The sequence below is a fragment of the Nitrosophilus alvini genome, assembly GCF_015100395.1.
Lineage (GTDB): Bacteria > Campylobacterota > Campylobacteria > Campylobacterales > Nitratiruptoraceae > Nitrosophilus > Nitrosophilus alvini.
This window is the reverse complement of record NZ_AP022847.1, coordinates 51,314-72,813: the sequence shown is the minus strand read 5'-3', so window position 1 is coordinate 72,813 and position 21,500 is coordinate 51,314. Positions and strand designations below refer to the sequence as shown.

The following is a 21,500-nucleotide window of genomic DNA, read 5'->3' as shown; positions in this document are numbered from 1 at the left end:
AATTATAGTCTAATATCATTAAAATGCAATTTAATAAATTTTTTCGATTTACCCCTGTTGCTGGTATAATATGCATTATGAAAAACAGTTATAAAATTGAATCGGTTGATTTTTGCATGCTCGATTATAAATGTCCTTATCTCAAAGACAGAAAAACGAGAATGTATTACAAATTTATTCCTAATGCTTCCAAAGAACTTTGCAGTTTACTGATAGCAAGAGGATGGAGAAGGTTTGGTTACTCTTATTTCCACCCTATTTGCAAAGATTGTAATGAATGCAAAAGTCTGAGGATAGATGTTCGAAATTTTAAATACTCCCGTTCCCAAAAGAGAACTATAAAAAGAAACAGTGATACATATATTGCTATACAAAAACCTTCTGTCTCATATTCTCATATAGAGCTTTACAACAAGTTTCATCAATATAAAAGCAAAAAAGATGATTGGCCTTATCATAAAATCGATATACAAAGTTATTATGAAGAGTTTGTACAAGGAGCTTATGATTACGGCAAAGAGGTACTCTACTTCAAAGACAAAAAACTTATAGGAGTTGACCTTATCGATATTGTTGACGACGGCATATCTTCCATCTATTTTTTCTATGATCCGGATTATTCCCACTTGTCTCTGGGGGTCTACTCTCTTTTGGTTCAGATAGACCTAGCCAAAAAGATGGGTCTGAAATGGATATATCTGGGATATTGGGTGGAAGGGTGCAAATCTTTTGCATACAAAACAAATTTCAAACCTTATCAGCTTCTTGACGGATTCCCGCCTCTTGACAAAGAGCCAGAATGGAAGTAACTGAAAGTTTACAGTCAGTTGATTTTTGCGAGTGATGACTCTTTATCTGTTTATCGCTTTTCTTATTATCTTCACAAACAGTCTTATTATCAATATAAAAATATACCCTCCAAAAGCAAACAAAAAAGGGTGCAACGGTCCAAACTCACTTGACGGAAGCGCTTTGATGTGTTCAACAGGATGGCTTATCCACTCTTTAAAGTGCATACCGATGGCAAGAAACAGAAAAATTGCTATATATATAAACAACTCTTTAATTAAAATCTTCTTCATTGATACCCTTTGAAGTTTTTAATACTTGTTTAATATTTCTTATAAAAAGATTATTGATAAGAAAAGTGCAGATTCTAGACGGGACAAAAGAGCGGCTTACGCCAGCCCTTTTAGCATCCCGAACTGTGTCATCGGTTTTAGCAGGTAAACTTTAAGCACCCAGTAAATCCATCTTGGTTTTGTAGGATCAAGCGGGAACGAAGGAGCTACGATTCCGTTATATTTTCCGTTTGCCGGATCGGCCCATACAAATTCAGCAAGCATAACCTTGCCTATCTCTGTTATCAACGGGCAAACCGTATATCCGTTATATTGAGCAGTTGGCTCTTTTCCTTCCATTACGGAAATCAGATTTTCAACTAAAACTTTATATTGTTTTCTTGCACTTCCGCCGGTTTTTCCAAGAGGAACAGCCGCAATATCTCCCAAAGAGAAGATATTTTTATACTTTTTGTGCTGCAACGTCTCATATGTTACAGGTATAAAACCTTTTGAGCTTCCTACAGGAGATTTTCCTATTAGATCAGGCGCTTTCATTGGAGGAGTTATATGAAGAAGATCAAAAGGAACCTCTACTCTTTCATGTTTTACGACTTCTGTATACTCTTCAAGATCCGGATCCCATTCGCCTTTTTCTTTCCAATGATGATCAAAAACGGCTATTTTGGCATTAAGATCCACTTCAGTGAGGTTATGGGCAAACTGATATTTGAGATTTTTCTCTTCAAAAAGTTTAAATATTGCATCATTGTATTCAGGCACACCAAACATTTTTGAACCGTTCGGATAAAATGTAAGCTCCGCATTCTCTCTTGCTCCTGCGTTTCTCAGCTGTGAATCTGTAAGAAACATTATCTTTTTAGGTGCACCGCCGCATTTTATAGGAGTATTTGGATGGGTAAAGATACCTTTTACCTTCTTGCCGGCCTTTGCATCTTCAATAAATTTTTTAATATTTTTCTTCATAAGTTCGGCGCCATCCACAAAATAGATTGAACTCGCCCCGCTATCACCGAATATCTGTGCAGCTTTCTCATTTTGTCCCAATGTATATAGAGTGCCTACCTCTTCAAGCCCTTTGATTCTGCCAAAATCAAGTTCAAGTCCCCCCGCTATAACCATGAAATCGTAGGAGATTGTCTCACCTTTTTGGGTTTTTACCTTATTGTTGTCAGGGTCAAACTCAACAACTTTATCCTGAACCCATTTTACACCTTTCGGTATAAAGTCTTTTGTCTGATAAAGTATATCTTTAGGCGTCCATTCATAACCGCCTACCAGTGTAAGACCCGGCTGATAGGATACACTTCTGGGATTTGGCTCTATTATGGTGATATCAGGATTGTCGAGTTGTTTGCTAAGTCTTGCAGCCGTTGCAACACCGGAAAGACCTCCGCCTACAATAACTATCTTTCCTTTCGCACTACTTGCAGCTTTTGCCTCGGTCGCCGCATCTGCCTGGGTCGTACCGCCTCCCATAAATGCTGCGGCACCTCCAAGACCCATAATTTTCAGGGCATCCCTTCTTGATATACCCTCTTTTTTCAGATACTCCTCAATAATCTCCTGAGCATCTTTTTGGATCCTTTTTTTCATAACAGCTCCTTAAAATGGTGGTGTGATTATAAAATTATAATAGTTTATCTATAAAATAACCTTAAACAATATAAAGGTTCTTTAAGCAATAATTTTAAATTATATTATCTATATTGATATGAATTGATTTAATTCCGTTATAGTAGTTTTTCTGGAGTGTAAAAATTATATCTGCTTTCTCGTTTTCTGGCAGTTTATTGTGCCTGAATTTAATGGCTCTGAATCTCTTTCCATCTTTTTGTAGATAAAGCGACAGATGATTTTTCTCTTCGCCTACAAGCTTCGCATCAAGAATTTCCACATCTGAACAAAAAAATTTAGGCAGAGGGTTTGACTCTCCGTAAGGTGCAAATCTATCCAAAATCTGCATTGTCTCCCAGTCTATAAATCTAAAACTCAGTTCACCTAAAATACTGTTCTCTTCTATAAGCCACTCGGAGGGAATATTTTCTGAAGCTTTTGCAATACTATTTCTAAAATCCGGAAAGTTTTTTACTTCAAGCGAAAGGCCTGCCGCTTTTTTGTGTCCTCCAAATTTCAACAAATGTTCTTTTGCGCTGTTAATAATTGAGAAGAGATCTATATTTGCATAGCTCCTTCCGCTCCCTTTCAATAAATCTCCGTTTTGGGACAAAACGATGGCCGGTTTTTTGAAACTCTGCGCTAATCTTGACGCAACAATTCCAACAACCCCTTCATGCCACTCTTTCCCCGCTGCTATGATAACACTCTCTTTGTCTTCAACTGTTTTTGACGCTTCATTGAAAACTTCGGTTTCTATCTTTTTTCGCTGAGAATTGAAGTAAGACAACAAAGAGAGTCTCTCACCTGCCTCCTCAGCACTTTTTGAAAGTAAAAAATCCAGAGCGACGGAAGCGTCATCCATTCTGCCTGCACTGTTTATCAGAGGTGCTACAATGTACCCTATATCTTCGGCAGAAAAGCTCTCTTTTCCCAAAAAAAGTCTCAAAGCTTTTACACACTCTCTTTCGGACTTTGACAAAAAGTTCAATCCGGCTGCCACAATGGGTCTGTTGATATGTCTAAGCGGCATAACATCTGCTATTACCGCCAAAGATAAGATATCAAGATACCTTTTCATATCGATATCTAAAGCTAAAACAGACTTTATCTGACCTATCAATAACCAGACTACCTGTGCTCCGCATATCTCTTTATACGCAAAAGAACACCCTTCTTGCTTCGGGTTTACAACTGCATATGCGTCAGGAATCAGAGGACCGGGAGTATGGTGATCCGTTATAATAAGGTCTATACCTTTTTCTTTGCAAAATTCTGCCGCATCTATAGCATTTATCCCATTATCTACCGTAATTACTAGTTCAGCATCGAGATTTTCGATAAGCTCTTTTGTTACACCGTAACCCTCTTTAAATCTGTTAGGTATTTTAACTGTTACAGGATATCCTATATATGCGAAAAAATCCCACATAAGAGCTGAGGATACAACGCCGTCAACATCATAGTCACCAACTATAGCTATCTTTTCCTTCTTTTCTATAGCTTTGGCTATCCTCAATGCAGCTTTGGAAACATTTTTCATTGTCTTCGGATGGGGAATATCGGAAAGTTTTAAAAAACCTTCCGAAAAACGCTTTTGAAGAATCTCTAAGAGAGTCTTTTTATCAAGACTTATCATAAATCTTTATTTTTTAGCGTACTCTCTATAAAGGCGGTTACAAGAGGATTTGGGTTTTGCAGATGAGATGTAAACTCAGGATGAAACTGAACGCCGACAAACCACGGGTGATCTTCAATCTCAACCGCTTCGATTAGTCCATCTGACTCACCGCTTACTATCATACCGGCACTTTCCAGCTCTTTTCTATATTCAGGATTTGCTTCATATCTGTGTCTGTGCCTCTCGTAAATTATCTTTTTGCCCTTATAAGCCTCCCAGAGCTTCGTGCCCTCTTTCACTTCACAAGGATACTCTCCCAGACGCATAGTACCGCCCATAGGACTTTTGTGTGTTCTTATCTGCTTATTACCAAGCTGATCGATAAACTCGTCTATCAGATATATGAAAGGATGTTTTGTCTCTTTATCAAACTCCATAGAGTTCGCATCTTTTATACCCAAAACATTTCTGGCAAACTCTATAATGGAGAGCTGCATACCGAGGCATATACCCAAATAAGGTATTTTATTGATTCTGGCATATTTGATAGCCTCAATTTTACCTTCAACGCCTCTTTCTCCGAAACCTCCTGCTACAAGGACGCCCTTTACATCTTTTAAAAGCTCCTCAGGGCCTTCCGCTTCCAGAAGTTCACTGTCAACCCATTTGATATTCACTTTAGTATCAAGGTTTGCCCCGGCATGAATAAGGGCTTCTGTCAGGGATTTATACGACTCTTTGAGCCCGAGATACTTTCCGACAAATGCGATAGTAGTCTCCTCTTTCGGTGCTATTATCTTTTTGACAAGCATATCCCATGCATCCATATCAGGCTTCAGATCACCGAGTCTAAACTGTTTTGAGATTGGTACAAGCACATTTTCCCGCAGAAAATTGAGGGGGACTTTATATATGGTTTCCGCATCTTTTGCTTCAATAACACCGTGAATATCTATACCGCAGCTTCTGGCTATCTTTTCTCTTACATCTTTTGGAAGAGGCTTTTCACATCTGGCGATTATCATATCCGGAGTTATACCGATACGTCTGAGCTCCTGAACACTGTGCTGTGTGGGTTTTGTTTTGAGCTCACCCGCTGCCTTGATGTATGGAACCAGTGTTACATGGATATTGAGTACTTTGTGTGTACCCAGCTCGTGAGTCAGTTCCCTGATAGCTTCCAGAAACGGAAGTCCTTCTATATCGCCAACCGTTCCTCCAAGCTCGACGATAAGAATATCGTGCCCTTTCCCCGCTTTTTTTATCCGATTTTTTATCTCATCGACTATATGAGGTACTACCTGTATCGTTTTTCCAAGATAATCACCCTGCCTCTCTCTTTTTATAACGGACATATAAACCTGTCCGGTTGTAAAATTGTTTTTTCTGGAGAGTTTGACATTGAGAAATCTTTCATAATGGCCTATATCAAGATCAGTCTCAGCCCCGTCAGCAGTTACGAAAACCTCACCGTGTTCAAGCGGACTCATGGTACCGGGGTCAACGTTTATATACGGATCTATTTTCAATATACTTACGCCGAGTCCAGAGTGTTTTAAAAGAGTACCTATACTTGCGCTTGAGATACCTTTCCCCAAAGAGCTGAGAACGCCGCCCGTTACAAAGATATATTTTGTCATGCCAAAAATCCTGCTGCTATTAAATTAATTTGGGAATTCTAACAAAAATAAACTTTCAGTTTGATAATTGATATACGGTAAAATCAAACCATGTCAGCTCTCAACAGTTTCCTTTAAGCCAGGAGAGTGAAGTTTTACCACAGAAGAACAATCTACCGACAGTTTTCCTCTTCTCTGCCGGTGATTGCCTCACTTTTCTGATATATGAAAATCTATTTTGCCGCTTTGTATATTTCAATAAAATCTTCTATATCAGTATCGAGAACATAAACATTCTCATATCCTAAAACTTCCAGATAACCGGCTATCCTGTTTGCAAACCATCCCTTTAGACAAGCAGTGACAATCGGAGTAGTCTTATCTTTTGGTAAAACATCCAGATATTCAGTAAATTCGGTAAAAGGAGTATAAAAAGCATTAGGTACATTCGCTTCTTGTGCATTCTCTCCCGTAACTTTAGATGGAGGCCTTACATCCAAAAAAACAGCACCCACTTCGGTTAAAAGCTCCTGAGCTTTGTGAATATCCACATTTCCTAGTCCCGGTTTCTCTTTATCTAGTGATATCGCCGCTTCTATTCTCTCCAAAATGGACTGGTCAAGTTTTGTCATATGAACTCCTTTAATCAAATTTTTCCCACTAAATTCATTATAGTACGTCTGTTTTAAAAAAAGATAAAAACTCCTACAACCCCGGCAATCTAGGAATTTTTCCAAGTTTTGAATTTTTAAAGTACCAACCCCATCCTTTTTTGAGCCAGTGACCTATCAGCGGCATCGGAATCATCATACCTCTTTTATCGTCTCTGTATACGAATGCGGCACCGTCACCGCTATCCATAACGCAAAGAATATTCAGATGCTCTTTATACCCTTTTGGTTTGCCTGTTTTCATACCCTCTTTCAACGCAATATTATTTGCAGTGTTTCTTGCCATAACTTCAGCAATATGCCCCTGTTTTGCCCTCCAGTCCGGCCCTTCTATGTTTGCACTGTCTCCTATTGCATACACGTTTTCTAATGCCTCAACTTCACAGTAATCATTAACTTTTATAAATCCGGCTTCCGTTAAGGGAAGATCAGAGTTTTTAAATACAGAGTGTCCCGCATTTGCCGGTATAAACATAGTAAAATCACTCTCCAGTCTGCTTTCATCTTCAAAGATAATTCCATCTTTTTCAAATCTTTTTATTTTTTTGCCGAAATGTTTTTTAATATCCAATTTTTTGAAGAAAAGATCCATCATTTTCAGTGCCTGCGGCCCCATTCTGGCTCCGGGTTTTTCCATAGGAGCAAAAAATGTCAGTTCGAAATTTTGTCTGACTCCTTTTTTCTTAAGATAATTGTGCACATTAAAAAGAACTTCAAAAGCTGGTCCGCCTCTTACAGCTGAACTCTCTTTGGGATTTCCTCCGAAACCCATTGCAATTTTGCCGCTACCTTTTTCTACAAGTTCATCTATTTTGTCTCTGATTTTTAAAGACTCTTCCGGTTTACCGCATATTGAAAGAGTATTTTCTATCCCCTCATGTTTAACTTTTCCCGCACCTATTGCAACTATCAGATAATCAAAATCATCAAATTCTCTCGTTTTGCAGACAACTCTCTTTTCTTTGGCTTTTATCTGTACAACTTCATCAAGAACCCACTCAAAGCCGTGTACTTTAGCAAGTTCGCTTAAATGGATTGTAACATCCTTAAATTCCACGTCATGAACCGGAATCCATATGGATATTGGATAGATATACATATAATCTCTATCGCTTACAATAGTGATATTTTTAAATCCCTCTTTTTTTAGTTGTATCGCGGCTTCTATTCCGGCAAATCCGCCTCCGAGAATCAAAATGTTTTTTTCCATCTATTTTCCTTTGCGTGTATGGAGAAAGGTCCGCAGCCGAACTTTTACGACCGCAGACTTGCAGAAAGTTTTCTATTGTAAAGAATAACGATACACTCGTATCGATACGGTTATTTTTTTAGCTTACGTATTATTTTTTACTTTTTTTTCATTTTCTTTTCAACAATGTCCCACCTGGGGTAGACAAAGACAGTTTTTCTGGTGACGGATATTTTCGGGTCGTCAACAGCATACGCTCTGATGGTAATAGGAATAGGCGTATCTTTTCTGCTCTCTTTTACCAGAGGTTTTCTGGCATAGAGTATAACTATCTTTTTAACCTTTTTACCCGCTATCAGATTGAAAGGCTTTTTGGGTCTTTTTATAGCTATATCTTTATTGTCCGCTATCTCGAAATAGTACCTGTGGTCTTTTGTATCTGTATTCTGAAACAAAAATACATATGAGTTCTCCACTCTTCCGTCCGCTGTTATTTTGTACAGCTGGCTCGTTCTGTTTATGTTAAGGAGCATACTCTCTTTTTTTGTCCCCATCCAGAAGAGTGCTATTAGAACTATGGTAAGAGCCACAAGGTATGCTATCACTCTGAATCTGAATACTCTTGTCTTTCCTCCGCTCTCAAGAGCGTGGTAGCTTGTCCATCTGATAAGGCTCTCTTTTCCCAGTGCCCCCATCACTTTGGTACATGCGTCTGCGCACTCGAGGCAGTTGATGCACTCAAGCTGCATACCCTTTTTTATATCTATATGGGTAGGACATACTCGCACACAGCTGTCACAGTATGTACACTCTGCCTCCGGGTCTTGTTCCAGAAGCTCTTTTCTGTTTTTTACTCTTTTGACTATCTGGTGTGTCTGGGGATCCTCTTCATATATCTTACCGCCTCTTTTATAGTCGTATACAGTCTGGAAGGTATCATCATCGTACATTACCGACTGTACTCTTGCGTATGGGCAGATATAGATACAGAAATTCTCCTTTATAAACACGATATCTGCTATTAAAAAAAGTGCCGTACTTATCCAAAAACCCATAAGTATCGGATGATCGCCCGGGTTCTGGATATATTGGAAAAACTCCTCGGGCGGTATGAAATACCATAGAAAATCCGCCGCCGCTACAAATGCAAGAACGGACCACAGAAGTATAGCTATCAGTTTTTTTGCCTGATTTGAAGGTTTACTCATATCAGGCTCTATCTGTTTATTATCTATTCTTTTTCTCAGTCTAAGCAGTTTAGTCTCGAACAGATCTCTGTATATAACCCGAAATATAGTCTGCGGACATGCCCATCCGCACCACACTCTTCCCCCCAGTGTGGTTAGAAAAAATATCCCCAAAAACAGCAGCAGAAGCACGAATGGCATAAGGTACAGCTCCTGCATATCGAATCTGACGAAAAACAGATGCAGTTGCTTCTGATCGAAATTCAGCAAAAAGAAATGGTTGCCACCTATCTTTATAAATGGCAATACTAGTGCTATTATCGTTATAGCCCCGTAAAACAAATATCTCTTGTATCTGTATGGCACCCACCCTCTTAGGTAGTCGCTGGTTTTGGATTTCGGCTTTGACGTGGATGCACTACTCACTTTTCACCCTTTATAAGTTCACACCTCTTCTCACCAAAAATAAAAACTTTCTCTTCACTCCCCTTCCCCTTTGCAGCAGCAAACTCTTTAAGTCCCCTGGACTCTATATAGTCCCTTAAAGAGGTTCTTCTTACACCCAGTTCTGTTGCAATTGTACTCACACTTTTTCCCTCCTTCAGTTTTTTTATTATCTCTTCTTTAAAAACATCATATTTTGATCTGGAAATACTTCCTTTCGGGCGTCCAAGACTCTTTTTCTTCTCTTTTTTTAAATTTTCTCTAATTTCGTTCAACAGCTCAAGCATATCTGCTGCCGAACTCTTTGAATCTATTTTAATACTATATTTCGAAATATATACATCTACACCTCTTTTAAAGAGACAATTTAAAATTTTTACAAGCTCACCCACTCTTGTGCTAAAAACAGGCAGTTCATATACAAAAACAGAATCTCCTTTTTTTAAAGAACGAAGAAACTCTATAAACTGTTCTCTCTCTTCCAGAGATTTGTTTAAAGGAGTGATCTCTTTCTCTTTTGAGTCTATCTTTTTACCAAGCTTCAAAGCATAATCATATATGTTTTTCTCTTGTAAAGAGAGACCGTAACGTTCGTTTTTTATCCTGAGATAAGACACATTCATAGTTTATCCATAATGTCTAATTATAATGATAATAACAATTTGTTATTACATAATGGAAGTATATTAAATTTGGCGAGGAAAGTCAATATGTCGCATCATTTTCCCGTCAGATTTTATAAAAGCAGATAACGAAACATTTTACATATCAAACACTATAAAACCTATCCCATTGGATAAAGAATTTCTGCCTGAATCTTTTTAATCTCCTCAAGTACAACTTTGTCCAGTTTTAGTTCCAAAGCGTCCAATGAGGCGTCCAATTGCTCTTTTTTTCTGGCCCCTATTATCGTTGATGCTATAAAATCAAAAGATTTTGAATAGGCCACAGCCAAAGTGACCGGATGTATATCATACTTTTTAGCCACATCCAAAAATAGTTCCGTAGCTTTCAATGTCTTTTCATTATAAAATTTTGTCGCATGGGTTCTGACTCTTTTATTGCCATGTTTTAAATATACAGAAAATCTTGCGTCTTCCGGTATAAATTTGTTATTGTATTTTCCACTCAGAACACCGCCGGCGATTGGAGAATAAGGAAGCAGTGAGACTTGTTCTCTTTTACATACTGTAGCCAGTTCATCAAAAAATCTTGGATTTAGTACGGAAAAATTGTTTTGAATGGATTCAAATCTGGCAAATCCTTTAAATCTTGCTATTTCATTCGCCTTTGTAAGCCCATACGCTGTATCGTTTGATGTACCTATATAGCGTACCAACCCTCTTCGAACCAATCTGTCAAAGGCTTCCATTGTCTCTTCTATCGGCACTACCGTATCTGGCCAATGCATCTGATATAGGTCTATATAGTCAGTTTGCAACCTTTTCAAACTACCTTCTACCGCTTTTTCTATATGAAATCTGTCCATTGCAGTCAAACCGTGTCTGATTGGCGGAACAAACCAGCCACTGGCAGCTCCGGCCACTTTTGTGGCCAAAATTATCGAATCTCGTGGTTTTGTCTTAAGCCACTCACCCACTATCGTCTCAGTCACTCCCGCTGTTTTGGCTTCCGGCGGGACAGGATAAAGTTCTGCGGTATCATAAAAATTTATCCCTCTGTCATAGGCGATATCCAGTATTTCAAATGCCTCTTTTTTACCCGTACTGCTCCCGAACGTCATCGTACCGAGACATATAGGAGTAACTCTTAGGCCCGATTTTCCAATATATCTGTATTCCATGATAAACCTTTGTCAAGTCTCTTTTAGTTATCAATATTTGCTTTGTAAACCGTTATCGGAAGTGTATCTGTGAATGAAAAAATATTATACTGCAAAGAAGATAATAGAAGTAGCTAAAAGCGGAAGAATCCGCTTTTAGTCAAGACTCGGTTTTGGAGTTTTATCTGTAGAGCTTGGAAGCATAGGATACTTAACATACGGTTTTTTGCCTGTAAGAGAGTTGAGGAATGCTACAATACTCTCCACCTCTTTTTTACTTAGATTTTTACCAAGCTGTGTCTCACCCATAATTTTTACAGCCTCTTCAAGAGTCCATACGGCACCGTTATGGAAATAGGGAGCAGTATCTACAATATTTCTCAAAGTTGGAACTTTTACCATTCCGTTTTTATTCCCTTTGAAATCACCAACGTTTGCATATTTATAAGGTTTTGCTACAGGGAACGGCTGCATAGACCCACCAAGTCCTATTCCGTTGTGACAAGATGCACATCCAACTTTTATAAAAGTCTTGAGACCATCTTTCTCTTTTTTGGTAAGAGCTTTGCTGTCGCCGTTAAGGTAAGCATCAAATCTTGAAGGTGTTACCAATGTTCTTTCAAATGCCCCGATAGCTTTTCCTATTGTCTCAATAGTGATCTCCTCACCAGGATAGGCTTTTTTAAACGCTTCTACATATTCCGGCATAGATTTTACAACTTTGACTGCCATATCTTTGTGCATATCCATTTCAGGCGGAGCCTGTATAGGTCCTGTGGCCTGATCTTCAAGGTCAGGACTTCTTCCGTCCCAGAACTGCCTTTCGTTGAATACTGCATTATATACGGTAGGCGAGTTGAGATGGTGAGGATTGGCAGTCCATTTATGTCCGGTAGCCGCAGGTATATTGTCATCTCCGCCTATGGCAAGATTGTGGCATGTATTACAGCTGATAAGAGCACTTTTGGAGAGTCTCGGTTCAAAATATAACTTTTTACCAAGTTCTATCTTCTCTTTTGTAAGAGGATTTTTCGGGTTATCTATCACCTTATAAAGCTCTTTGAGCTCATTTGGGATAGGCTTCAACCCTGCTTTTTTAGCTTTTTCTATAAGTGCATCGCTTGCAATTGCGCTGATTCCAAGGCCTAGAGTTATCACAGCCAAACTTTTTAGTAGTTTCATCTTTTCCTCCTAACGATTTTTTTGAAATTTTATCATTTTAAAGATTAATATTCCTTTAACAATTTTTTTCCTTTCAATATTTGTTGCCTTTTACCTGCTCAATAAACTCTCTTATGTCATCATGCAATGCCTGAAGATCCTCCTCATGCTCAACCTCATCAGCAAGAATCTGCGATACTATGTCATAAGTTACTATATCTTTATCCTTAGTTATTTTAGCAATTTCGGAATATATACTTATAGCGCACTGTTCACCTTTTATCGCATCTTCAAGAATACTCAGAACATCAAAATCTTCAGGAGCCTCATAGCCGCAGTTTGTATATTTTAGCCAATCAGAGGGACTAAGAAGAGGAGTGCCTCCAAGCTGTAGAATTCTCCCGGCAACCATATCGGCATGTCTTAGTTCATCGGCAGCATGCTGATCAAGTTCAGCAATCGCAGCATCTTTCATAATCCCTTTTATAACTTTTGACTCTATATAATATTGATAATATGCTAGCCACTCATCTGCATATGCTCTGTTTAAAAGTTTTACTACCTCTTCGGCCTCAATCCCTTTAAGTATGGATATACCTTTTCGTGCCATCTCTTCTCCTTTTATAAATTTATTCATGGTCCGTACTATAGATATTACTCTATTAACCTTAAAAAAGCTATTATTTTTTGACAATTTTTATCTTTTATAGTACAATCACGATAAATCCCAATTTACAAAAAATGGACATGGATATGAAACAGTACACGGTTATTTTGAAAGACTATGATCTCAAAGTCACACCTCAGAGGATAAATATCTTAAAAATAATAGATAAAGAGGGGCATATAAGTATAGAAGATCTGTATACGCAGATAAAAGAGTTTTTTCCTAGTATATCACTGGCCACACTTTACAAAAATATCAATACTATGTGCGATACCGGTCTTATAAAAGAGATAAAAATTCCCCACTCAAAATCAAAATATGAGTTATCCAAAGAAGATCATTCGCATCTTTTATGTATGAAATGCGGGAAAGTGGAAGATATAAAAATTTCCGCCGATAAATTCATACAAAAAGCAGAAAATTTAAGCGGATATAAAATAGAAAATATCTCTATACTCTTCAAAGGCGTATGTCCTTCTTGTCAATAATATCTCTTTTTGATATAATGCATATCCAAATCTAACCGGAAGGGGGTGATGTCAGATGCCTGGCATCCTCGTTAAGCCACATCAGTCGTTTGAGGAAGCATACAGACTCTTTAAAAAACAGGTCGACAGAAACTTGATAGTTACTGAGGCCAGAGCAAGAAGGTTCTACGAAAAACCTACTGAGCGAAGAAAAAAAGAGAAAATTGCTGCTCGCAAAAAAATGCTCAAACGACTATATATGCTCAGACGATACGAATCTCGTCTGTAACCAAAAGGCTTTTGCCTTTTGGCTTCTACCGATACAACTTCTGCCAAAACACTCTTTATAACTCACATAAAATAAAAATATCAATAACTCTTTTTGTGGTAATATCTATTCTAAATATTTTTAAAGGGGTGCCATGCAGAAAGCTTTCGGTTTATGGAGCGCGGTGTTTATTGGTATAGGTTCTATGGTAGGGGCAGGTATTTTCATAATCATAGGAGAGGCCGGCTCCATAGCCGGAAATATAGTATGGCTCTCTTTTGCCATAGGAGGAGTCATAGCACTTCTAAGCGGATATTCACTGGCAAAACTGGCCGTTAGATATCCATCAAGAGGAGGGATAATCGAATACCTGGTACAGTGTTACGGCGAAGGTTTTTTTTCGGGCTCCATGGGTGTTCTTTTCTATCTTGCCCAGCTTATTTCTCTTGCTGCCGTAGCCAAGTCTTTCGGAAGCTATGCATCCACTTTCCTGCAGGGAGGCTATACTCCCTTCTGGTCAAATGTCTTCGGAGTGCTTATCGTTATCTTGTTTGCTGTCATAAACCTTGTGGGAGCAAATTTTGTGGCAAAATCAGAAAATATCATCGTTATAATAAAACTTGCGGTATTATCTCTTTTTGCTATAACGGGATTTTTTTTCATAGACCCCGAACTTTTAAGCGCAAAAGATATGCCGCCTCTTATAAATATGCTTTTTGCCGTAGGACTCACATTTTTTGCATATCAGGGATTTAGCGTAATAACTAATACGGTAGAAGATATGGAAAATCCCAGTAAAACAGTTTTGAAAGCTATGATAATAGCCATATCGATAGTGGCTATTTTATATATCTCAATAAGTATAGTGGTTCTTGGTACTCTGCCTCTTCCGGAAGTAATTAAGGCAAAAGAGTATGCTCTTGCCGAGGCCACAAAACCGATATTCGGAGATACAGGTTTTCGCATAATGGCCGCAGCTGCTCTCGTATCAACAGCATCTGCTATAAATGCCACGCTATACTCCGTAACCGAGATCGGATATACCCTCGCAAAAAAAGGAGAACTTCCAAAAATATACGAATATAATGTTTTTAACTCATACGAAGGGCTGATAGTCAGTACGATAATAACTCTGCCTATGATACTTTTTCTGAATCTCTCCGAGATAACCACAATAGCCGCTCTATGCGTACTTGCCATACAGGCTCTTGTACATATTGGACACCTTTTCAAAACAGAGGAGACAAAAGCCCACAAGCACCTTATTTCTCTTGCGATATTGGGAATGGTAGCTACCATTGTACTAACACTTATGTATACATACAAAAAAATGCCACAGATTCCGTATTATATAATGGGAGCTCTGTTTTTGGCTTTTATGACAGAGGTGACTCTAAGACTTGTCACAAAAAGAATCATCTTAAGACAGACCATCCATCTTCCTGAATATCTGAAAAAGAAAAAAAATAAAGATCTCGAGCGATAACAACAGTGCAGAGTCTCTTTTTATATTTTATCTTTACCGGATTTATCAAACAAAAATATATTTGAATGTATAATTTGCAACATAAACAATAAAAAGGAAAAATTATGCAATTTACCACTCCTCTCAAACACAACTCTGTCAAAATTATGCTTTTAGGCAGCGGAGAGCTTGGGAAAGAGGTGGCCATAGAGGCCCAGAGACTGGGAATTGAAGTGATAGCGGTCGATAGATATCCAAACGCACCGGCGCACCTTGTAGCAAATGAAAGCTATGTTATAGATATGAAAGACAAATCACAGGTACTTGAAACGATACTGAGAGTAAAACCCACATATATTCTCCCTGAAATTGAAGCTATAAACATAGAAGCACTTTTTGAGGCCGAAGCTCTGGGCTTTACAGTCATACCAAACGCTGAAGCGGTAAACAAAACCATGAACAGAAAAAATATCAGAAAGTTTGCGGCAGAGGAGCTTGGGCTCAAGACCAGCGGTTACAGATTTGTAAAGACTTTAGATGAGCTGAAAGAAGCTGCGGAACATATAGGCTTTCCATGCGTTATAAAACCGGTTATGAGCTCTTCCGGACACGGGCAGAGTGTTGCCAGAACTTATGAAGATATAGAAAACTCTTTTGAGATAGCAAAAGAGGCAAGAGGTGATGCGAGTGAACTTATCATAGAAGAGTTTATAGATTTTGATTATGAAATCACACTTCTTACAGCCAGAAATGAAAAAGAGACCGTATTTTGCGAACCTATCGGCCATATCCAGAAAGATGGAGACTATATATTCAGCTGGCAGCCGATGGAGATGAGCGAAACGGCAAAAAAGAGAGCTCAGGAGATAGCAAAAAAGATCACCGACGGACTTGGCGGAAGAGGAATATTCGGTGTAGAGCTCTTCATAAAAGGAGACGAGGTCTATTTCAGCGAAGTGAGCCCAAGACCACACGATACCGGAATGGTAACTATGATAACTCAGAGCCAGAGCGAATTTGCGCTGCATGTAAGAGCCGTCCTTGGACTACCTCTTGGATTCAGATTCTACGGAGGGGGAGCAAGTGCGGCTTATAAAGCCAAAAGTGAAAGCTTCAATCCGGTTTTTGATATCGAAGAGGAGTGTTTTGCAGAAGACTCCTACATAAGAATATTCGGCAAACCTGAATCACACAAAGGTAGAAGAATGGCAGTTGTACTCACATTCGGAGAAGCGCAGGAAGCTTTAAAGAGAGCAAAAACTCTTATAGAAAAGATAAAAGACAGAGATTACCGTGAAACTGTAGAGGAAAAAGCGGCGCAAGAGGAGAACGAGGAGTCAAATATCTTCAGGAAAATAGCAAATATACTGCTTGGAAAGTAGTTTATGGAAATTTTTCAAAAAGAGATAGTTCTTGATCCGAAAAGAAGAGGCTTTCATCTCATAACAGATGAGATCCTCTCAAAACTGCCGGAAATTTCCGGTTTTAAAAGTGGAATTGCAAATCTTTTTTTGATGCATACTAGTGCGAGTTTAACTATAAATGAGAATGTAGATCCCGATGTAAGAAAAGATTTTCTGGAGTTCATAAACAGAGCCGTTCCTGAAAACGAACCCTATTATCGCCATATACTGGAGGGAAGCGATGATATGCCTGCACACATAAAAAGTTCTCTTTTGGGCGTTTCACTCTCTATCCCTATTCAAAACGGCTCCTTTAAAATGGGGATCTGGCAGGGAATCTATCTTTGCGAGCACAGAGACAATGCAGGATATAGAAAAATATTTGTGACAGTTATAGGAGTGAAAAATGAATATAGTAATACTTGATGCCGAAACACTCGGTAATGCGGATCTTAAAAAATTTGAAAAATTCGGTAAATTGACAGTATATTCAATAACTCCCAAAGAGTTGACAAAAGAAAGAACAAAAGAGGCCGACATCATAATAACCAACAAAGTTGTAATAGACAAAGAGATAATGGATAACGCTCCCAACCTCAGACTTATCTGCGTTGCGGCCACGGGAATGAACAATGTGGATCTAGACTATGCTTCAAGAAAAATGATAGCAGTCAAAAACGTTGCCGGATACTCTACCGAAAGTGTGGTTCAGCATACATTTGCTCTTGCTTTTTATCTTATAGAAAGTCTTGGATATTATGACGAATATGTAAAAACCGGAAAGTGGGCAAAATCACAGATTTTTACCCATCTGGGACGCCCATTTTTCGAAATAGCAGGCAAAACTTGGGGAATCATAGGACTGGGAACTATCGGTAAAAGGGTTGCCGATATTGCAAAGAGTTTTGGCTGCAATATTCTTTACTACTCCGCTTCAGGAGTTGACAGAAGCAGTGAATATGAAAGGGTGGAGCTTGAAGAGCTTTTAAAAAGAAGCGATATAGTCTCCATTCATGCTCCTTTGAATGAAAAAACAAAAAATCTGCTTCATTATGAAAATATCTCTTTGATGAAAGATAACTCTATTTTGCTAAATCTTGGCAGAGGCGGTATAATAAATGAAAGAGACCTGGCTAAAGCCATAGATGAGAAAAAGATATATGCAGGCATTGATGTAACGGAGCAAGAGCCGATAAATCCGGACAATCCGCTAAATTTCGTAAAAAACAAAGAACAACTGTTCATAACGCCGCATATAGCCTGGACCAGCATAGAGGCCAGAGAAAGACTAATCGAAGGCATCGCTAAAAATATAGAAGAATTCTTATCAAGGGGGATAAAATGAAAAAACTGCTTATTATACTTGCAGCAGCACTTTCCATGGCTTTTTTCACCGGATGTGCACAAAAAGGATATACCCAAGCCGACGTGGGAGAGATACAGATAGTCTATAAAGGAACCGTTACATCTACAAGAACGGTATCTGTCAAAGACAGTGGCGAAGGAATGATTCTTGGCGCCATTGTAGGCGGAATCCTCGGGCATCAGATAGGTGAGGGCAAAGGCAAAGACGTTGCTACTGTGGCAGGGGCCGTAGCAGGAGGAGTTGTAGGTAGCAAACTTGCAGAAGATACCGGACAGGAGGTTACTATATCTCTTGAAAACGGACAAACCGTTACGACTGTTATAAAAGTTGATAAAAACAATCCCTACTGGCTCAGACCTGGAGACAGGGTTGCAGTATATGTAAAAGGCAACAAAATCGTAAGAGTAGCCCCCATAATAAGCGAATAATATGAGATTCGACATTATCATTGTAGGCAGTGGCGGAGCCGGGCTAAGTGCCGCTTTGACCGCCAAAAGTATAGGACTCAAGGTAGCTGTTTTGTCCAAATCGTATCCCACAAGGTCACAGACATCAATGGCGCAGGGCGGAATAAACGCCGTTATCTATCCTGATGATGATTCTGTACAAAAACATATAGAAGATACTATCAAATCATCCCAGGGACTCGCAGATCCCTCTATTGTGGAATATGTATGCAAAAAAGCTCCCGATGCCATAAGATGGCTCGACTCCATAGGGACACCTTTCAGCAGAAATGGTGAACGTATAGCACAAAGAAAGCTGGGAGGAGCGGCAAATCCCAGAGCATGTTATGCGCAGGACTATACCGGTCTAAAAATTCTTCAGACTCTATTTGATCAGTGCATCAAAGAAGATATCGCTTTTTTAAACGAAAAATATCTGCTCAATATAATAACGAAAGATAACACCGCATACGGCGTTACCGCTCTTGATATGAGAACCGGCGAAGTCGAAGCATACTTCGCAAAAGCCGTTATTCTTGCAACCGGCGGATACAGCCGTATATACTGGGGATTTAGCACAAATTCTACACACGCAACGGCAGACGGCATAGCTGCCGCTATGAGAGCGGGTGCAAAAATAAGCGATCTTGAATTTGTACAGTTTCATCCGACAGCACTCAAAAAAAGCTCTATTCTTATAAGCGAAGCGGCAAGAGGAGCCGGCGGAAAACTTATCAATCAAAAAGGAGAGCATTTTGTAGACGAACTTGCCACAAGGGATGAAGTGGCAAGAGCGATACATGCTCAGATAGAGAGCGGAAATGATGTCTTTTTGGATATCACGCATCTGGGAGAGAAATTTATAGACCAAAATCTCCCCCAGGAGAGAAAGCTTGCAATTCTTTACGAAGGAGTCGATCCGGTAAAAGAGCCTATTCCGGTAAAACCTGCTGCCCATTATACTATGGGAGGAATAGACGTAAACAGAAAAATGCAGACAAATATCAAAGGACTATATGCCGCAGGAGAATGTGCCAATGCGAAGCTTCACGGAGCAAACAGGCTGGGAGGAAACTCTTTGCTTGAAATCATTGTTCTGGGAAAAGAGGCTGCACTCAACGCCGCTGAGTATTCGAAAAACATAACTCATATCGAAACCCAAAAACCAGAAACGCTGGAAAATGATGCAAATTTCATAAAAGCTGTCTACAACGGCTTCACGAATCAGATAGATTTTTACGAAAAAAGGGAATTTTTAGGCAAGATTTTCTATGCAAATGCAGGCGTGGTTCGGGAAGAGATGAGACTCAAAGGGGTTTTGTCTGCTGTAAGACAGATCCAAAGAGAGATCCCTTTCATGGGAATAAAAGACAAATCAAAAATATACAATACAAATCTCATAGATTTTATAGAATTCGGAAATATGTTAGAGATTTCAGAAGCGCTGCTTGTAAGCGCTATAAGCAGAAATGAGAGCAGAGGAGCGCATTTTAGATCCGATTTTCCCAAAAAAGATGACGAAAAATATCTTGCACATACGATTGTCTGGAAAGAGGATGGTGTTTTATGTGCTGACTTCGAAAGGATTAAAGCGCAAAATACAGATGAGCTTATAAAAAACAGTGATAATGAGAGCGATTTTTTTTATAAAGATGAAAGCGACCCTTTTAGGGATAACTGCTGCGAAGATATCGATTAGCCGAGATATTCATAAATCTGTAGCGAAATAAGAGCAACATTTGTAATTATTCCCATAATCGGTACAAAAAAAGGAACGTTTATCCCTTCGCATCTGCTCTTCCGCTTTATTTTTATATTCAGCAAAGCTGCATTTATTAGAGTAAAAACAATCAATATTCCAAAACTCGTAAGCTGTGCAAGTGTAACTATCTTTACCCAGACCGCCAGGAAAAACACAACTGCCGCTACAATCGCGGTAGCATAAACCGGAGTTTTTGTATAGGGATGGACTCTCCCTAGCCATTCTGGAAGCCATCCTTGGCTGCTCATACCGTAAAGAACTCTTGAAACCATTATTATCTGGACAAGCGCACCGTTAATAACAGCGAGAATGCCGATAATATGTAAAATCCTTACATCACCGCCAACCGCTTTCATAAATACATCTGCAAGGGGAGCTTTGCTTGCTGCCAACTCTTCAGGGGACATTACTATCAAAGAGACAAAAGCAATTGCAAAATATAGAAGTGTTGCAATTGTAATTGTTATAACAATTGCTTTTGGAAGTGTTTTGACGGGATTTTTCACCTCTTCTGCAACATTTACCATATCTTCAAAACCTATAAAAGCAAAAAATGCTATAAATCCGCCCAAAAATATAGAATACATTATGCTAATATCAGCTTTTGGAACAAACCTGCCAAAATCTATATTCTCAAAATCGGCATAATAAAGGCCGGCGCCAATAACCAATAAAAGACCGCCTATCTCTATTAGTGTAAAAAACGAAGCAGTTTTAACCGACTCTCCTATTCCCCATGCCGCTATAGCAAACAGCAAAAAAACAAGCGCAAATATGACTATCTCCCTTGAAAAAGGGATAAAAACTTCAACATACCCGTAAAACCCGCTCACAACAGCAGCGGAAGAGACAAGACCGCTGAAAGCCAATATAAAACCAACCACTACAGGCAATAGAGGCGATTTTAGCCCGAAACCCTCTTTTACATATACTGCTTCTGCTGCCGAGAAAGGAAACCTGGCAGAGAGCTCCGCATAGGAAAATACCGTAAATATAACGACTATACAGGCAGCTACAAACGACAAAGGTGCATAATATCCGGAAATTGCGGCAACTTCGCCGATAAGAACATAAATACCGGCTCCTATGATATTGCCCAGACCGTAAAATATAAGCAGAGGTAACGTTATCTCTCTTTTCAGCGATATTCTCATTTCAGTTTCCCATTCAGAACTCTTTTCTTCTATATAATATTATTATAGTACCTGAAATCCTGTTTTAAATCTTTTGTTTTTGTTTTTATTGTTATAATAAACTGAACAGTATAAATACATAACGACTA

The 21,500-nt window shown here is 38.9% G+C and carries 21 protein-coding genes; 9 read left to right on the top strand and 12 right to left on the bottom strand.

Features of this window, described 5'->3' with window-relative positions; translation table 11 throughout:
* Positions 1-77: 77 nt before the first annotated feature.
* Positions 78-809: an arginyltransferase gene (locus EPR_RS00425; RefSeq protein ID WP_200762993.1), complete on the top strand. Its 732-nt coding sequence runs from the start codon at positions 78-80 to the stop codon at positions 807-809.
* Positions 810-851: 42 nt separating this feature from the next.
* Here the strand turns inward: EPR_RS00425 and EPR_RS00420 are convergent, their stop codons facing one another.
* From EPR_RS00420 to EPR_RS00370, 11 genes are all read right to left on the bottom strand, one after another.
* The gene (locus EPR_RS00420) at positions 852-1,082 is read right to left on the bottom strand and encodes a hypothetical protein (RefSeq protein WP_200762992.1); all 231 of its coding nucleotides are present in this window, start codon (positions 1,080-1,082) and stop codon (positions 852-854) included.
* A gap of 96 nt (positions 1,083-1,178) precedes the next feature.
* Positions 1,179-2,678: an NAD(P)/FAD-dependent oxidoreductase gene (locus tag EPR_RS00415; RefSeq protein WP_200762991.1), complete on the bottom strand. Its 1,500-nt coding sequence runs from the start codon at positions 2,676-2,678 to the stop codon at positions 1,179-1,181.
* Positions 2,679-2,772: 94 nt separating this feature from the next.
* Entirely contained in the window at positions 2,773-4,338 is a 1,566-nt protein-coding gene (gene recJ, locus EPR_RS00410) for a single-stranded-DNA-specific exonuclease RecJ (protein ID WP_200762990.1), read from the bottom strand.
* Positions 4,335-5,960 (bottom strand): CTP synthase, encoded by a 1,626-nt coding sequence (locus EPR_RS00405; RefSeq protein WP_200762989.1) that lies wholly within the window; start codon positions 5,958-5,960, stop codon positions 4,335-4,337. Before EPR_RS00405 ends, recJ begins: the two co-directional genes overlap by 4 nt.
* Before the next feature lie 212 nt (positions 5,961-6,172).
* Positions 6,173-6,571 carry a rhodanese-like domain-containing protein gene (locus EPR_RS00400; RefSeq protein WP_200762988.1) on the bottom strand — a complete coding sequence of 133 codons (399 nt, stop codon included), beginning with the start codon at positions 6,569-6,571 and terminating at the stop codon, positions 6,173-6,175.
* Positions 6,572-6,644: 73 nt separating this feature from the next.
* Positions 6,645-7,820: an NAD(P)/FAD-dependent oxidoreductase gene (locus EPR_RS00395; RefSeq protein ID WP_200762987.1), complete on the bottom strand. Its 1,176-nt coding sequence runs from the start codon at positions 7,818-7,820 to the stop codon at positions 6,645-6,647.
* Positions 7,821-7,957: 137 nt separating this feature from the next.
* Entirely contained in the window at positions 7,958-9,412 is a 1,455-nt protein-coding gene (gene ccoG, locus EPR_RS00390) for a cytochrome c oxidase accessory protein CcoG (protein WP_200762986.1), read from the bottom strand.
* Positions 9,409-10,053, bottom strand: coding sequence for a recombinase family protein (locus EPR_RS00385; RefSeq protein WP_200762985.1), 645 nt, complete (start codon positions 10,051-10,053; stop codon positions 9,409-9,411). The genes ccoG and EPR_RS00385 overlap by 4 nt, the downstream gene beginning before the upstream one ends.
* 161 nt (positions 10,054-10,214) lie before the next feature.
* Entirely contained in the window at positions 10,215-11,234 is a 1,020-nt protein-coding gene (locus EPR_RS00380) for an aldo/keto reductase (RefSeq protein WP_200762984.1), read from the bottom strand.
* A 135-nt stretch (positions 11,235-11,369) separates the two neighbouring features.
* The gene (locus tag EPR_RS00375) at positions 11,370-12,395 is read right to left on the bottom strand and encodes a cytochrome-c peroxidase (RefSeq protein WP_200762983.1); all 1,026 of its coding nucleotides are present in this window, start codon (positions 12,393-12,395) and stop codon (positions 11,370-11,372) included.
* A 73-nt stretch (positions 12,396-12,468) separates the two neighbouring features.
* Positions 12,469-12,984 carry a ferritin-like domain-containing protein gene (locus EPR_RS00370; protein WP_200762982.1) on the bottom strand — a complete coding sequence of 172 codons (516 nt, stop codon included), beginning with the start codon at positions 12,982-12,984 and terminating at the stop codon, positions 12,469-12,471.
* A gap of 143 nt (positions 12,985-13,127) precedes the next feature.
* Here EPR_RS00370 and EPR_RS00365 point away from each other — a divergent pair, with 143 nt between their 5' ends.
* The 8 genes from EPR_RS00365 (at position 13,128) to EPR_RS00330 (ending at position 20,155) form a co-directional block, all read left to right on the top strand.
* Positions 13,128-13,529: a Fur family transcriptional regulator gene (locus EPR_RS00365; RefSeq protein WP_200762981.1), complete on the top strand. Its 402-nt coding sequence runs from the start codon at positions 13,128-13,130 to the stop codon at positions 13,527-13,529.
* A gap of 55 nt (positions 13,530-13,584) precedes the next feature.
* Positions 13,585-13,797: a 30S ribosomal protein S21 gene (gene rpsU, locus EPR_RS00360; RefSeq protein ID WP_200762980.1), complete on the top strand. Its 213-nt coding sequence runs from the start codon at positions 13,585-13,587 to the stop codon at positions 13,795-13,797.
* Between the two features lie 133 nt (positions 13,798-13,930).
* Positions 13,931-15,262, top strand: coding sequence for an APC family permease (locus tag EPR_RS00355; protein ID WP_200762979.1), 1,332 nt, complete (start codon positions 13,931-13,933; stop codon positions 15,260-15,262).
* A 104-nt stretch (positions 15,263-15,366) separates the two neighbouring features.
* Positions 15,367-16,623 (top strand): formate-dependent phosphoribosylglycinamide formyltransferase, encoded by a 1,257-nt coding sequence (purT, locus tag EPR_RS00350; protein WP_200762978.1) that lies wholly within the window; start codon positions 15,367-15,369, stop codon positions 16,621-16,623.
* Between the two features lie 3 nt (positions 16,624-16,626).
* Positions 16,627-17,070 carry a secondary thiamine-phosphate synthase enzyme YjbQ gene (locus EPR_RS00345; RefSeq protein WP_200762977.1) on the top strand — a complete coding sequence of 148 codons (444 nt, stop codon included), beginning with the start codon at positions 16,627-16,629 and terminating at the stop codon, positions 17,068-17,070.
* A complete protein-coding gene (locus EPR_RS00340; RefSeq protein WP_200762976.1) occupies positions 17,051-17,989 on the top strand; it encodes a D-2-hydroxyacid dehydrogenase in 939 nt (312 codons plus the stop codon). The genes EPR_RS00345 and EPR_RS00340 overlap by 20 nt, the downstream gene beginning before the upstream one ends.
* Entirely contained in the window at positions 17,986-18,438 is a 453-nt protein-coding gene (locus EPR_RS00335; protein ID WP_200762975.1) for an outer membrane lipoprotein, read from the top strand. The genes EPR_RS00340 and EPR_RS00335 overlap by 4 nt, the downstream gene beginning before the upstream one ends.
* A gap of 1 nt (position 18,439) precedes the next feature.
* Positions 18,440-20,155 (top strand): FAD-dependent oxidoreductase, encoded by a 1,716-nt coding sequence (locus EPR_RS00330; RefSeq protein ID WP_200762974.1) that lies wholly within the window; start codon positions 18,440-18,442, stop codon positions 20,153-20,155.
* Here the strand turns inward: EPR_RS00330 and EPR_RS00325 are convergent.
* The gene (locus EPR_RS00325; RefSeq protein WP_200762973.1) at positions 20,152-21,372 is read right to left on the bottom strand and encodes an APC family permease; all 1,221 of its coding nucleotides are present in this window, start codon (positions 21,370-21,372) and stop codon (positions 20,152-20,154) included. The genes EPR_RS00330 and EPR_RS00325 overlap by 4 nt on opposite strands.
* Between the last annotated feature and the right edge of the window lie 128 nt (positions 21,373-21,500).

Excerpts from the sequence above, each read along its gene's own strand:
- EPR_RS00380 (WP_200762984.1), bottom strand. The coding sequence starts at position 11,234 with ATGGAATACAGATATATTGGAAAATCGGGCCTAAGAGTTACTCCTATA.
- rpsU (WP_200762980.1), top strand. The coding sequence starts at position 13,585 with ATGCCTGGCATCCTCGTTAAGCCACATCAGTCGTTTGAGGAAGCATAC.
- EPR_RS00405 (WP_200762989.1), bottom strand. The coding sequence starts at position 5,960 with ATGACAAAATATATCTTTGTAACGGGCGGCGTTCTCAGCTCTTTGGGG.
- EPR_RS00345 (WP_200762977.1), top strand. The coding sequence starts at position 16,627 with ATGGAAATTTTTCAAAAAGAGATAGTTCTTGATCCGAAAAGAAGAGGC.
- EPR_RS00420 (WP_200762992.1), bottom strand. The coding sequence starts at position 1,082 with ATGAAGAAGATTTTAATTAAAGAGTTGTTTATATATATAGCAATTTTT.
- EPR_RS00395 (WP_200762987.1), bottom strand. The coding sequence starts at position 7,820 with ATGGAAAAAAACATTTTGATTCTCGGAGGCGGATTTGCCGGAATAGAA.
- EPR_RS00375 (WP_200762983.1), bottom strand. The coding sequence starts at position 12,395 with ATGAAACTACTAAAAAGTTTGGCTGTGATAACTCTAGGCCTTGGAATC.
- EPR_RS00415 (WP_200762991.1), bottom strand. The coding sequence starts at position 2,678 with ATGAAAAAAAGGATCCAAAAAGATGCTCAGGAGATTATTGAGGAGTAT.
- EPR_RS00370 (WP_200762982.1), bottom strand. The coding sequence starts at position 12,984 with ATGGCACGAAAAGGTATATCCATACTTAAAGGGATTGAGGCCGAAGAG.
- EPR_RS00385 (WP_200762985.1), bottom strand. The coding sequence starts at position 10,053 with ATGAATGTGTCTTATCTCAGGATAAAAAACGAACGTTACGGTCTCTCT.
- EPR_RS00335 (WP_200762975.1), top strand. The coding sequence starts at position 17,986 with ATGAAAAAACTGCTTATTATACTTGCAGCAGCACTTTCCATGGCTTTT.
- EPR_RS00365 (WP_200762981.1), top strand. The coding sequence starts at position 13,128 with ATGAAACAGTACACGGTTATTTTGAAAGACTATGATCTCAAAGTCACA.
- recJ (WP_200762990.1), bottom strand. The coding sequence starts at position 4,338 with ATGATAAGTCTTGATAAAAAGACTCTCTTAGAGATTCTTCAAAAGCGT.
- EPR_RS00355 (WP_200762979.1), top strand. The coding sequence starts at position 13,931 with ATGCAGAAAGCTTTCGGTTTATGGAGCGCGGTGTTTATTGGTATAGGT.
- EPR_RS00325 (WP_200762973.1), bottom strand. The coding sequence starts at position 21,372 with ATGAGAATATCGCTGAAAAGAGAGATAACGTTACCTCTGCTTATATTT.
- EPR_RS00400 (WP_200762988.1), bottom strand. The coding sequence starts at position 6,571 with ATGACAAAACTTGACCAGTCCATTTTGGAGAGAATAGAAGCGGCGATA.
- EPR_RS00425 (WP_200762993.1), top strand. The coding sequence starts at position 78 with ATGAAAAACAGTTATAAAATTGAATCGGTTGATTTTTGCATGCTCGAT.
- EPR_RS00340 (WP_200762976.1), top strand. The coding sequence starts at position 17,051 with ATGAATATAGTAATACTTGATGCCGAAACACTCGGTAATGCGGATCTT.
- EPR_RS00330 (WP_200762974.1), top strand. The coding sequence starts at position 18,440 with ATGAGATTCGACATTATCATTGTAGGCAGTGGCGGAGCCGGGCTAAGT.
- purT (WP_200762978.1), top strand. The coding sequence starts at position 15,367 with ATGCAATTTACCACTCCTCTCAAACACAACTCTGTCAAAATTATGCTT.